Genomic DNA, 12,893 nt, shown 5'->3' with positions numbered 1-12,893 from the left:
GGCCTCCTTGCACGCGGCGCAACCGTGTGTCGCGTCTGCATCGCTATGCAAAAGCGCGATGCGGCCCATCCTTACGGCATGCTGCGTCGCACAATGCGACGCCTGTCTCCCGTCTGTAGGAGGTCGCCGTGCCCCCCTTGCCGATCCTCGCCCTCGCCGTCGCCTCGTTCGGAATCGGCACCACCGAATTCGTCATCATGGGCCTTCTGCCCGAGGTCGCCCAAAGCTTCGGCGTGACCATCCCGCAGGCGGGTTATCTCGTGTCCGGCTACGCCATGGGCGTGGTCGTGGGCGCGCCGATCGTGGCGATCGCCACCGCGCGGCTGCCCCGCAAGACGGCGCTGCTCGCCCTGATGGCGGTATTCCTCATCGGCAATATCGGCTGCGCCCTGGCGCCGACCTACGGCCTGCTCATGGTGGCCCGCGTCGTCACCGCCTTCGCGCACGGGGCGTTCTTCGGCATCGGCGCCGTGGTGGCGCGGGATCTGGTGCCGCGCGAGAAACGGACCCAGGCGGTCTCCTTGATGTTCGCCGGCCTGACCCTCGCCAACGTGCTCGGCGTCCCACTCGGCACCGCCCTGGGCCAGGTCGCCGGATGGCGCTCGACCTTCTGGGCCGTGGTCGCGATCGGGGTCGCCGCCGGCCTGGCGATCCAGACCTTCGTGCCCTCCGGCCTGCCCGGCACACGCGGCGGCCTCGTGAAGGAGTTCCGGGCGCTCGGGCGCTGGCCCGTGCTCCGGCCGATGCTGATCTCCACCGTGTCGTCGGTCAGCTTCTTCACGGTGTTCACCTACATCACGCCGTTCCTCACCGGCGTGACCGGGTTCTCGCCGCAGGGCGTGACCGGCGTGCTGTTCGCGGCGGGAATCGGCCTGACCGTGGGCAACCTCGCGGGCGGCCACTTCGCCGACCGGGGCCTGATGGCGACGATCATCGGCGGGTTCATCGGCATCGTGGCGGTGCTGCTGGTCCTGGCGGGTGTCGCCCATCACGCGATCCCGACCGTCGCCGTGCTGGTCCTCTGGGCGGGCCTCGCCTTCGCGCTGGTCTCACCGCTGCAGATCTGGGTGGTCGAGGCCGCGAGCGACGCCCCGAACCTCGCCTCGACACTGAACCAGGGCGCGTTCAACCTCGGCAACGCCACCGGCGCCTGGCTCGGCGGCACGGCCCTGACGCTGGGAGCCGGTTACGGCCAGCTGCCGCTGATCGCCGCCGCCGTCTCGATCCTCGGCCTCGGCCTGACGGTCACCGCCGTCAGTCGGACCGGCAGCCGGCTGTTCTCGGCCTCTGCGCCGGGGGCGTAGCGAATGATTCCGCGAATCGCGCGCCCGCTTCGGGGCACCGGGATCGCGGTATCAGATCCGGGCTCTGACGCATCGTGGCTTGCAGGGTGCGGCACCCGGCCCGCCCCGCTGTGAGGGTTCCACATCGTTATCGGTGGGATGCGCCCGGCTCCCTCTCCCGTGCGGGAGAGGGGACCCGTGCCTCATTCGGAATGGGGGTAAAGCCGGCCGCTTCGGCTGGCGCCCATTCGCCTAATCCGCCCGCACCAAGTCGCCGAGCAGGCTCGCCGCCACGGTCGCCTTCGAGACCGTCAGGCCCGAGGCGCTGATCGCGTCCACCGCGTCGCGGATGCGGACCAGCGGCGCGCCGCGGGCCTTGGTCCAAGCCTCGACCGCCTCCGGGCCGGCCCCGAGATCGGCCACCACCTCGGCGGTGAGCTTGCGGTGGGCGGCGGCGATGCCGGCGACCGCCCGCTCCAACGCGACCCGGTCGAACGTGTCGGCCACCGGCACGGTCCGGGCCGCGGCCGCGAGCTCGTCCAGCCGGAACGCGTGTTCCAGGGCGAAATGGGTCGCCGCCACCTCCTCGACCGGGCGGCCGCTGGCCTCGGCGACGCGCACGATATCCGGCGCGGAGATTAGGGCGTTGAGCGAGGCGAGGCGCCGGGCCTGTTCCCGGGCCATGCCGTGACCTTCGAGCTCCGTCGCCCGGTCGCCGATGGCGGTGAGCGCCTCGGCATCGAGCACCTTCGGCAAAGCCGCCTCGACGGCCGCGACGCCGTCGCGGTAGCGCGCCACCAGCGGGGCGAGGCCGCCGGTCAGGTCGAGGTTGCGGATGAACCAGACGATCCGGTTGGTCAGCAGGCCCTGCACCTCGGCGTAGAGGCCCAACTGATCCTGCCCGGAGAGGCCGCCGCCAAGCCCGTCGATGGCGAGGTTGAGCTCCATCAGGCCGAAGGCGTCCCGAGTGATGGCGTAGGCCTTGGCGATGGTCGCGGCATCCGCCCCGGTCCCGTCGACGAGCCGCGTGACCAGGGACGGGCCGCCCCGGTTGACGATGATGTTGGCCAGAGCCGTCGAGATGATCTCGCGGCGCAGCCGGTGGCCCTTCACGGCGTCCGGGAACTGCTCGCGCAGGGCTTTCGGGAAGTAGCGCTGCAATTCGCGGTCGAAATAGGGGTCGTTCGGCACGGTGCTCGCGAGGATCGCGTCGTGGAGCGACAGCTTCGCGTAGGCGAGCAGCACCGCGTATTCCGGCCGGGTCAGCCCTTCGCCGCGGCGCATCCGCTCGGTGATCGCGGCATCATCCGGCAGGTACTCCACCGCCCGGTCGAGCCGCCCCTCGGCCTCCAGCGCCTGCATGGTGCGCATGGCGAAGCCGGTCTCGCCGAGGCCTCCGCGCTGGGCGAGCGACAGCGCGAGGGTCTGCAGCTCGTTGTTGCGCAGGACCAGCCGGCCGACCTCGTCGGTCATGGCGGCCAGCAGCCGGTTGCGCGCATCGTAATCGAGCCGCCCGTCGCGCTCGGGGACCATCAGGGCGATCTTGATATTCACCTCGACGTCGGAGGTGTTCACGCCGGCGGAATTGTCGATTGCGTCGGTGTTGAGCCGGATGCCGGCCCGCGCCGCCTCGATGCGTCCGCGCTGGGTCAGGCCGAGATTGGCGCCCTCGCCGATCGCCTTCACCCGCAATTCCGGGCCGGTGATCCGCACGGCGTCGTTGGCGCGGTCGCCCGCATCCTCGTCGGTCTCGGTGGTGGCGCGGATATAGGTACCGATACCGCCGAACCAGAGGAGGTCGGCCGGCGCCTTCAGGATCGCCTGCATCAGCTCGGTCGGCGTCGCCTCGTCACGGTCGAAGCCGAGGGCCGCCCGGGCCTGGTCCGAGAGCGGAATGGTCTTTAGGCTGCGCGAGAACACCCCGCCGCCCTCGGAGATCAGGGACCGGTCGTAATCCGCCCAGGAGGAGCGGCCCAGATCGAACAGGCGCCGGCGCTCGGCGAAGCTCTTCGCCGCGTCGGGATTGGGGTCGAGGAAGATGTCGCGATGGTCGAAGGCCGCGATCAGCCGGAGGCTCTGCGAGAGCAGCATGCCGTTGCCGAACACGTCGCCCGACATGTCGCCGACGCCCACCACGGTGATCGGGTCCGTCTGGACGTCGATGTCGATCTCGCGGAAGTGGCGCCGCACCGCCTCCCAGGCGCCCCGGGCGGTGATGCCCATGCCCTTGTGGTCGTAGCCCTGGCTGCCGCCGGACGCGAAGGCGTCGCCGAGCCAGTGGCCCTTCTCCAGGGAGAGGGCGTTGGCGATGTCCGAGAAGGTGGCGGTGCCCTTGTCGGCCGCCACAACCAGGTAGGCGTCGTCAGGATCATGCCGCACCGTGTCGTGCGGCGGGACGATCGCCTGGTCGACGATGTTGTCGGTGAGCTCGAGCAGCGTGCGGATGAAGATCCGGTAACTCTCGGTGCCCTCCTGCATCCAGGCCGCCCGGTCGGAGGCGGGCGGCAGGCGCTTGGGGAAGAAGCCGCCCTTGGCGCCCACCGGCACGATGACCGCGTTCTTGACCTGCTGCGCCTTCACCAGGCCCAGGATCTCGGTGCGGAAATCCTCCGGCCGGTCGGACCAGCGCAGGCCGCCGCGGGCGACGTAACCGAAGCGCAGATGCACGCCCTCGACCCGGGGCGAATAGACGAAGATCTCGAAGAACGGCCGCGGCAGCGGCATCGCTGTCACCTTGGCACAGGCGAACTTGAAGCTGATCGTCTCCCGGGGGCCGCCATCCGCGGCCTTCTGGAAGAAGTTGGTCCGCACCGCCGCCTCGACCAGGTTGACGAACCGGCGCAGGATCCGGTCGTCGTCCAGGCTGGTAACGTCGCCCAAGGCCTCCTCGATCAGGGAGCGGGTCTCCGCTTCCTGCGCGGCCCGGTCGCCCTCGGTCTGCGGGTCGAAGCGGGTCCGGAACAGGTTGACGATCGCCCGGGCGATCCCGGGATGGCGGCTCAGCGTGCCGGCCATGTAATCCTGGCCGTAGCGGATCCGCAGCTGGCGCAGATAGCGCCCGAGCGCCCGGAGCAGGGCCGCATCCCGCCAGGGAAGGGCGGCTTCCAGCACGAGGCGGTTGTAGCCGTCGGATTCCGCCGCGCCGTCGGCCAATGCCAGCATCGCCTCCTCGAGAGGCTGCTCCAGCGTGGCGAGATCGATCGCGGCGCCGCTGGCGCGCTCGAGCCGCATGTCGTGCAGCCAGATCCGGGCGGACTCGTCGAGCCCCGCCGGCCGGACCCGGTAGGTCCGCTCGTCGATGACGCGGAACCCCAGATTCTCCAGCACCGGCACCCGGTCCGACAGGGCGATCGCGGTGCCGCGGGAGAAGACCTTCAGGCGGACCTGCGCGTCGGAATCACCCGCCCGGCGCCCGAGATGCACAGCGCGCGGCCGTGCGTCGCTCAGCGCCTCGAGGATGGCGATGTCGGCGACCGCCGCGTCCGGCGGGAAATTGTCCCGGTAGGCCGCCGAGAACGCCTCGGCGTAGCGCGCCGCCAGCTGGCGGGCCTGGCCGCCGTCATGGGCCTCCGCCAGGGCCGCGCCCAGGGCGTCGCCCCAGGTGCGGACCAGCGCGGCGATGCCGGCCTCCAGGGCGGCGGGGTCCTGCTCCGGCGCACCCTCGTCGGGCAGGCCGATGATGTAGTGGGTCCGGGCCAGGGGACCTTCGGGCAGCTCCGAATAGGCCGCGCTCGGCCGACCGCCATAGGCCTCGGCCAGATAGGCGGCGATCCGGGCGCTCACGGTCGAATCGAACCGGTCCTTCGGCACGAAGACCAGCAGCGACACGAAACGGCCGAACCGGTCCGGGCGCGACAACACGCGGATCCGCGGCCGGTCGGCGAGGTTGGCGATCGCAAGGGTGAACCGGTACAGGCGCTCGATATCGATCTGGAACAGCTCGTCCCGCGGGTAGGTCTCCAGCACCGCCAGCAGGCTGCGCCCGGCATGGCTGGTCGGGTCGAGGCCGGCCCGCTCGGCCACCGCCTCGACCTTGCGGCGCAGGACCGGCACCTCGCGCGCCGGGCTGGTATAGGCGGCGGCCGTGAACAGGCCGACGATCCGCACCTCGCCCGAGAGCTTGCCGGTGGCCGAGAACAGCTTCACGCCGATATAGTCGAGATACGACACCCGGTGGACGCGGGACTTCGCGCTCGCCTTGGTGATGATCAGCGCCTGCGGCTCCTCCAGGAAGGCGAGGATTTCCGGCGTGTAATCCACCGGCGTCCGGCCCCGGCGCAGGGGCGTGGTCCCCGGATCGCGCAGCACACCGAGGCTCGACCCCTCGATCAGCGGATGCGCGTCGCCGGCGATGCCGTGCTGGCGCATCCCCAGCACCAGGAACTGCCCGTCCCGCAGCCAGTCCAGGAAGGCGCGCGCCTCGGCGATCTCGGCCTCCGGCAGCGGGGAGGGGGCGCGGCCGAGGCTGTCGGACAGCTCGGCGATCCGGGCCAGCATGGCATCGTGGTCGTCGCTCGCCAGGGCCACGTCCCGGTAGACCTGGGCGAGGGCGTCCACCAGGCGCTCGCGGGCCTCGCCGTCGAGGCGGCCGAGATGGAGATGGATGAAGCTCTCGCGCGCCAGGCTGCCATGGGCGTCGGCGGTGGTCTCGCCGACCACGCGCACCAGCGCGCCGGACGCGTCGCGCTCGACCCCGAGAATCGGGTGGGCGACGAGATCCGGCGTCAGGCCCTGCTCGGTGAGCTCGGCCAGGGTCGAATCCAGCAGGAACGGGCGGTTGTCGTTGACGATCTCGACGATCGTCATCTCCCGGGGCCGACCGTCGCGCACCAGCGCGACGTCGCTCAGATGCACCCGGGCCGGATCGCCGGGCCTGCGCGGCTCGGACAGGAGGGCGCGCGCCCGGACCGCGAGATCGGCGACCGCATCGGCCGGGTAGGGGGCCAGATCTTCGGGGGTCACGCGCCCGAACAGGTCGCGGACGAAGCCGCCGGGCCCGCCCTGCTCGGCGACGGTCTCGGCCGCGGCCTCGATGAGCCCTGTCCGGGCCGACTTCTGTTCCGAGGATGACAACGCCGTGGCGGTTTCCAATGTCATCGCGCCTCTCACGAACCGGGAGCCTGCCGGCGCAGCGATAGCAGGGTGATCCGCCGTGTCGATGACAGGCGGCCGCAATTCCCGGTTCTCGCGTGTCGAACCGGACGAACCGTCAGGCCCGGCTTGTCCGCATCGAAATACGTGCATATACACGCATCGTGACCACGGATTCTCCGACCGAGCCCTGCACCTGCGTCGCGCTTCGCCAGGCGACCCGCGCCCTCACGGCGTCCTACGACGCGGCCCTGCGTCCGGCCGGGCTGCGGGTGACGCAATTCTCGATCCTGCGCCGCCTGGAGCGGCTCGGACCGACGCCGCTGACCCGGCTGGCCGTCGAGGCGGTTCTGGAGCGGACCACCATGGCCCGCAACCTCGTCCCGCTGGAGCGGCGCGGCCTCGTGAGGATCGAGCCGGGCCAGGATGCGCGCGAGCGCATCGTCGTCCTGACGGATCTCGGCCGCGAGGCCGTCGCGGCGGCGACGCCGTACTGGCGGGCTGCTCAGGCCCGGATCAACGCGCAGGTCGATCCCAAGGCCGTCGCCGCCCTGGCGGAAGCCCTCATCGCCGCCTCCTGACCGATCGTCTCGCACCCCGGAGCTTAGACATGGCCGCACCCGTCGAGACACTGCCGGCGCCGCCCGTGCCGCGCTTGCATTACGCCTGGATCGTGGTTGCGGTGACCTTCTTGGTGCTGCTGATCGGGGCGGGGGTGCGGGCGACGCCGAGCATCCTGATCGTCCCCTGGGAGCGGGAATTCGGCTGGACCGCCGCCACGATCAGCGTGGGCATCGCGCTCAACATCTTCCTGTACGGCATGATCGGGCCGTTCGCGGTGGCGATCATCGAGCGCTTCGGGCTCCGGCGCTCGGTCTGCGGTGCCCTGTTCATCCTGGCGGTCGGCACGGCCGCCACCAGCCTGATGACGGCGCCGTGGCAGATGGTGCTGCTCTGGGGCATCGTGGTCGGCTCGGGCTCCGGCATGGTCGCCAACGTCCTCGGCGCCACCGTAGCGGGCCGCTGGTTCGGCAAGCGCCGCGGCCTCGTGGTCGGGCTGCTCACCGCGAGCAGCGCGACCGGGCAGCTGATCTTCCTGCCGGCTCTGGCCTCGCTCGCGGTCGGGCAGGGCTGGCGCTCGGTGTCGCTGCTGGTCGCGGGGGTGACCCTGGCCCTGATCCCAGTGGCGGCCCTGTTGCTGCGCGACCGTCCGGCGGATCTCGGCCTGCCCCGCTACGGCGAGACGACGGTGACCCCGGCGCCCACCTTCACCGAGAACCCCGCCATCCGGGCCCTGCGCGGCCTGCGGACCGGCCTGAGATCCAAGGATTTCTGGCTCCTGTCCGGCACCTTCTTCATCTGCGGCGCCTCGACCAACGGGCTGATCGGCACCCACCTGATCCCAGCCTGCATCGATCACGGCATCGCCGAGGTGACGGCGGCGGGCCTGCTCGCGGTCATGGGCATCTGCGACCTGATCGGCACCACGGCCTCGGGCTGGCTCACCGACCGGTTCGATTCGCGCAAGCTGCTCGCCTGGTATTACGGCCTGCGCGGCCTGTCGCTGATCTTCCTGCCCTACTCGTTCGATCTGAGCTTCTACGGGCTGTCGCTGTTCGCGGTGTTCTACGGGCTCGACTGGATCGCCACCGTGCCGCCCACCGTGCAGCTCGCCGGAAAGTCCTTCGGCGAGGAGAACGCCGCGCTCATGTTCGGCTGGATCGCCGCGTCCCACCAGATCGGCGCCGCCTCGGCCGCCTGGCTCGCCGGCATGGTCCGGACCGATACCGGGAGCTATCTCGGCGCCTTCGTGTCGGCCGGGCTGCTCTGCCTGGTCGCCGCCCTGATGGCGGGCTTCGTCGGGCGCAATCCCCGGGCGCCGGCCTTGCACCCGGTGCCGGCCTGAGCTGCATCGCGCAGGCGCCACGGCCATAAGCGTGCCGCGAAGGGGGCGCCTCGCTCGGGCGATCCCTTCGCAGCACGAGTGCCCATTGTGACAGTCGCGATCCGGCCCAACCCGCCGGTCCACGAGGCGCGCGCCCCGCAGAAGCGCTCGGGGCCGGGCTTCACCGAGTTCGTCGCCATCATCGCGCTGATGATGGCGGTCACCGCCATCTCCATCGACAACCTGCTTCCGGCCTTCCCGGCGATCGAGGCCCGGTTCTCCGTGCCCGATCCGAACCGGCTGCAGCTCCTCGTCTACGTGTTCATGGCCGGGTTCGGCGTCGCCCAGCTCGCCTACGGGCCGATCTCGGACACGTTCGGGCGCCGGAAGGTCCTGCTCACCAGCCTGGCGATCTACGTGGTCGGCTGCGGGCTCGCGATGGTGGCGCCGAGCTTCGGCTGGCTGCTGGCGGCCCGGGTGATCCAGGGCATCGGCGCGGCCGGCGGGCGCGTGCTCTCCGTGGCCATCGTGCGCGACCGCTTCGCCGGGCGCGAGATGGCGAGCGTGATGTCGCTGACCATGATGGTCTTCCTGATCGTTCCGATGATCGCCCCGGCGATCGGCGGCCTGATGCTGGCGCTGGGCTCCTGGGTCTACGTGTTCGTCTCGATGCTGGCGCTGGCCTTCTGGCTGACCGTCTGGTTCTCGCTGCGGATGCCGGAGACGCTGCATCCGGAATATCGCCGGCCGCTCTCGCTCGGGGCGACCTGGGACGCGGTGCGCACCACCGTCACGACCCGGGTCTCCATCGGCTACGCCACGGCGCTCGGCCTGCTCACCGGCTGCATCATGGGCTATGTCGGCTCGGCCCAGCAGGTGTTCGACACCGGGCTCTACCATCTCGGGCCGCTCTTCCCCCTGGCCTTCGGACTGGTGGCCGGCGCCATGGGGGCGGCGACGCTGATCAACGCCCGGATCGTGCGGCTGCTCGGGATGCGGGCGCTCTCGCATGCCGGCATCATCGCCTTCACGCTGGTGGCGATCGCCCAGGTCGGCGTCGGCCTCGCCTATCACGGCCACCCGCCCCTGGCGGCGTTCCTGACGATCCTGGCGGCGAACCAGTTCCTGATGAGCTTCGCCCTGCCGAACTTCAACGCCCTGGCGCTGGAGCCGCTCGGGGCCATCGCGGGCACGGCCTCGTCGTTCGTCGGCTTCTATACGACGATCCTGGGGGCGTTCTCCGGCTACGTAATCGGCCAGGCCTTCGACGGGACCGTGCTGCCGGTCGGGATCGGCTACGCCGCCCTCGGGGGCCTGGCCGTCCTGGTGGTGCTCTGGACCGAGCGCGGCCGGCTGTTCCGGGGCGGGGTCGCGGGCTGAGCATCGTCCCGAAAGGTGGAGGCCGGCTTTCGGACAAAGACGATGCGCCCTTGAAAACAGCGGACTTAACCCAGCCTTCAAGAGAATCCGCCACCCTCCGGTCAGCCCTCACAGCCGACCGGATTCGACCATGATCGCCCGCGCCCAGGACGGAACCCTTCTCGCCGCGCGCCTGCTCCTGGCCGCCGCGCTGCTGCCGACCGGGATCGCCCGGGCGCTCAACGTCTCGGGCTTCGCGCTGACGCTCGCTGGCAGCGGCATGCCGTTCCCGAACGGCGTCGCCACCGCGGCCGTGGTGGTGCAGGTCTTCGGCCCGCTCGCCCTGATCCTCGGCGTGCTGCCGCGCTTGACCGGGCTGGCGCTCGCCGCCTTCGCGGCGGTGACGGCCGTGATGCTGCACGCGTTCTGGCAATTCGTCGGGCCGGCGGCGGTAGCCGAGCGGACGCTGATGCTGGCCGATCTCGGCCTGGCGGGCGGCTTCCTGATCTATGCGCTCACGGGCCCGGGCGCCTGGAGCTGGCAGGGCTGGCGTGCCGGGCAGGCGGCCGAACGTCCGGCCCCGCAGCGCGCGCCGGCCAAGGCCGCCGGCAAGAGCTCGGCCGCCCGCGGTGCCGGCGCCAAGAAGGCCGGCGGACGCGCCCCGGCCCGCGCCGCAGTCTGATTGTCTCAGCTCGCCCGGGGCTTCAGCGCCGGCGGGGTCGCCGAGACCATCCGCCGGCCGGAAATCTCGGCGCCGGCATCGGGCGTCAGCTTGCGGAAGGCCAGCACGGAGAGGGCCGACAGCACGGCGACCGCGAAGAAGGCCGGCCCGAAATCGCCGGCCTCGATCCGGGTCCGGCCATGGAGGCCGGCGGTACCCTCCAGCGCCAGCGCGCCCAGGGTGACCCCGAGGCTCAGCGACAGCTGCTGGCAGACGCTGGCGAAGCTCGTGGCCGCGCTCATCTCCCGGGATTCGAGGTCCGCATATGCGATGGCGTTGACGCAGGTGAACTGCACCGAGCGCGAGCATCCACCGATGAACAGCAGCGCGATCATGATCCAGTGCGGCGTGTCGGCCGTATAGAGCCCGTTCACCGCCAGGAAGGCCGAGGCCAGCACGGCATTCGAGACCATCACGGTGCGAAAGCCGAGGCGGCGCAGGATCTTGGGCGCCAGGGCCTTCACGAACATCGCCCCGGCCGCCGCCGCGAAGGTGATCAGCCCGGAATGCAGGGCGTCGAGCCCGAACCCGACCTGCAGCATCAGGGGCAGGAGGAACGGGATCGCCCCGGTCCCGACCCGGAACAGGCTGCCGCCGAGGATCGCGACCTGGAAGGTCGGGCGGTTCATCAGGTCGAGCCGCACGATCGGGTGGGCGACCCGCCGCGCATGGACGAAGTAGAGCGGCAGCAGCACCGCGCCCGCCGCCAGGCATCCCCAAGACACCGAGGCGGGCAGGAGGTGGCGCCCCATCGAGGCGAGCCCCAGCATCAGGGCGGCGAGGCCGGTGCCGAGCAGGAAGAAGCCGGCGATGTCGAGCGGCGGCCGCTCCGGCTCGCGGATATCCTCGAAATAGAGGCTGGCCAGCACAATCCCGGCGCAGCCGATCGGCAGGTTGATGAAGAAGATCCAGCGCCAGTCGAACCAGGTCGTGATCAGCCCGCCGAGCGGCGGCCCCATCACGGGGCCGACCAGCGCCGGGAAGGTCAGGTAGGCGAGCGCGGTCACGAGCTGCGATTTCGGCACGCTGCGCAGCACCACGAGGCGGCCCACCGGCACCATCATGGCGCCGCCCATGCCCTGGAGGAACCGCGCGGCCACGAACCACGCTAGGCCGTTGGCGGCCGCGCAGGCCAGCGACCCGAGCATGAACACGACCAGCGCGGCGCGGAACACCGTGCGCGAGCCGTAGCGGTCGGCCATCCAGCCGCTCACCGGGATGAAGATTGCGAGGCTGACGAGATAGGAGGTCAGCGCCAGCTTCAGGGCGATCGGATCCTCGCCGAGGCTCGTCGCGATGCTGGGCAGCGCCGTGGCGATCACCGTGGAATCGGTGTTCTCCATGAACAGGGCGGTCGCCACCGTCAGGGGGACGATCCAGAACGGTTTTTGGGTCGGGGCGGGCATCGGACAGCAGACGCGTAGCGCGCCGGGACGGTTGCACGGCGGGGCCGCGATCTCGCACGGTCGTGTTTCGCGCCTGTATCCGCAACGCAACAGGGGTTGCATCGTGACCGAACACCACCTTTTGTGCGGGTGGTCCAATGGCTACGTTTGCGACGAGCGGTCTTCCGGCCGTCGATACCGGCGCGGTGCCGGCCACGAGACAATCGATGCAGCCCAGTCCGAGTAAGCGCCGTTCCCTGTCGCGGATCGCCGTCGCCGTCGCGCTCCTGTCGACGGTCGCGGCCTGCGGCACCGTGCTGCTGAACGATCGCGGTTCGCTCACGCGCTACGACCGGCTGAAGGCGAGCAGCGCGGTGGCCTCGGCCTCGCGGCTCTACGTGGACCGTCCGGCTTTGGCCAAGGCCCGCACCGTGCGGATCATCCCGACGGCGTTCCACGCCGATGTCGAGGGCGCGGCGCCGCTGACGCAAGTCGAGCGCCGCCTGATCGCCAACGCCGCCGACCGGGCGCTCTGTTACGACCTGTCGCTGCGCTACGACATCGTGACCGGCCGCGACGCCGACCTGACCGTGCGGGCGCAGGTCACCCGGGTGGAGCCCACCGACCTCCTCGGCGCCGGCGCCACCATCGCGGGCTCGGCCGGCGTCACCGTCGCCTCGCAGCTTGGGCTGAGCGTCGCCGAGGGCGTCGGCCGCATCCCGATCCCGCGGATCCCGATCGGCCTCGGCAGCCTGACGGTCGAGGCCGAGGCGCTGGACCGTCGCCGCGAGCAGCGCGCCGCGATGGTCTGGGGCGGGGCCGCGAACTCGTTCACCAGCCAGCCGCGCTTCTCCCGCGCCAGCGACGCCTACGACCTCGCGGGCGAGTTCGGTCAGGATTTCGGCTTCATGCTCGCCACCGGCGACGATCCGTTCAATGCCCCGAACACCCTGCCGACCTGGGACCGCATCCGCGTGACCACGCTGGGCGAGGCGCCCCTGGACCCGGATTGCGAGGCCTTCGGCCGGGCGCCGGGCATCGACGGCATCCTGGGCGACTATGTCGGCCTGCCGCCGGAATATACCGACAAGGGCCCGACCCCGGCGCCGCGCTGAGCCGCGCCGCCGTCACGAAAAAGCGGGGGAGCCATGCGCGATTTCCCCCCGCGG

At 71.2% G+C, this 12,893-nt stretch carries 8 protein-coding genes; 6 read left to right on the top strand and 2 right to left on the bottom strand.

Annotated elements, in window-relative coordinates; all coding sequences use genetic code 11:
- Positions 1-128 precede the first annotated feature (128 nt).
- Positions 129-1,304 carry an MFS transporter gene (locus tag BMZ47_RS06660; RefSeq protein ID WP_091859975.1) on the top strand — a complete coding sequence of 392 codons (1,176 nt, stop codon included), beginning with the start codon at positions 129-131 and terminating at the stop codon, positions 1,302-1,304.
- Positions 1,305-1,535: 231 nt separating this feature from the next.
- On the opposite strand, the gene BMZ47_RS06655 is transcribed toward BMZ47_RS06660, so the two are convergent.
- The gene (locus tag BMZ47_RS06655; protein WP_091859973.1) at positions 1,536-6,380 is read right to left on the bottom strand and encodes an NAD-glutamate dehydrogenase; all 4,845 of its coding nucleotides are present in this window, start codon (positions 6,378-6,380) and stop codon (positions 1,536-1,538) included.
- Positions 6,381-6,538: 158 nt separating this feature from the next.
- On the opposite strand from BMZ47_RS06655, the gene BMZ47_RS06650 reads away from it, so the two are divergent.
- The 4 genes from BMZ47_RS06650 (at position 6,539) to BMZ47_RS06635 (ending at position 10,300) form a co-directional block, all read left to right on the top strand.
- Positions 6,539-6,955, top strand: coding sequence for a MarR family winged helix-turn-helix transcriptional regulator (locus BMZ47_RS06650; protein WP_091859971.1), 417 nt, complete (start codon positions 6,539-6,541; stop codon positions 6,953-6,955).
- A 29-nt stretch (positions 6,956-6,984) separates the two neighbouring features.
- The gene (locus tag BMZ47_RS06645; protein WP_091859970.1) at positions 6,985-8,280 is read left to right on the top strand and encodes an MFS transporter; all 1,296 of its coding nucleotides are present in this window, start codon (positions 6,985-6,987) and stop codon (positions 8,278-8,280) included.
- Between the two features lie 87 nt (positions 8,281-8,367).
- A complete protein-coding gene (locus tag BMZ47_RS06640; protein ID WP_208601017.1) occupies positions 8,368-9,639 on the top strand; it encodes a multidrug effflux MFS transporter in 1,272 nt (423 codons plus the stop codon).
- A 130-nt stretch (positions 9,640-9,769) separates the two neighbouring features.
- Positions 9,770-10,300 (top strand): DoxX family membrane protein, encoded by a 531-nt coding sequence (locus tag BMZ47_RS06635; RefSeq protein WP_091859968.1) that lies wholly within the window; start codon positions 9,770-9,772, stop codon positions 10,298-10,300.
- Between the two features lie 5 nt (positions 10,301-10,305).
- Here the strand turns inward: BMZ47_RS06635 and BMZ47_RS06630 are convergent, their stop codons facing one another.
- Positions 10,306-11,745, bottom strand: a complete 1,440-nt coding sequence (locus BMZ47_RS06630) for an MFS transporter (RefSeq protein ID WP_091859966.1) — start codon at positions 11,743-11,745, stop codon at positions 10,306-10,308.
- A 206-nt stretch (positions 11,746-11,951) separates the two neighbouring features.
- Between BMZ47_RS06630 and BMZ47_RS06625 the strand changes: the two genes are divergently transcribed.
- Entirely contained in the window at positions 11,952-12,839 is an 888-nt protein-coding gene (locus BMZ47_RS06625; protein ID WP_091859964.1) for a DUF3313 domain-containing protein, read from the top strand.
- Positions 12,840-12,893 lie beyond the last annotated feature (54 nt).

Origin of the sequence: Methylobacterium brachiatum, assembly GCF_900113845.1 — a bacterium.
GTDB classification, from domain to species: Bacteria; Pseudomonadota; Alphaproteobacteria; order Rhizobiales; family Beijerinckiaceae; genus Methylobacterium; species Methylobacterium brachiatum.
The sequence above is the reverse complement of the archived record's forward strand: the minus strand, read 5'-3'. Positions and strand labels throughout refer to the sequence as shown.

Bases quoted from the DNA above. Each gene is read 5' to 3' on its own strand.
- BMZ47_RS06655 (WP_091859973.1), bottom strand. From the start codon at position 6,380: ATGACATTGGAAACCGCCACGGCGTTGTCATCCTCGGAACAGAAGTCG.
- BMZ47_RS06645 (WP_091859970.1), top strand. From the start codon at position 6,985: ATGGCCGCACCCGTCGAGACACTGCCGGCGCCGCCCGTGCCGCGCTTG.
- BMZ47_RS06635 (WP_091859968.1), top strand. From the start codon at position 9,770: ATGATCGCCCGCGCCCAGGACGGAACCCTTCTCGCCGCGCGCCTGCTC.
- BMZ47_RS06630 (WP_091859966.1), bottom strand. From the start codon at position 11,745: ATGCCCGCCCCGACCCAAAAACCGTTCTGGATCGTCCCCCTGACGGTG.
- BMZ47_RS06625 (WP_091859964.1), top strand. From the start codon at position 11,952: ATGCAGCCCAGTCCGAGTAAGCGCCGTTCCCTGTCGCGGATCGCCGTC.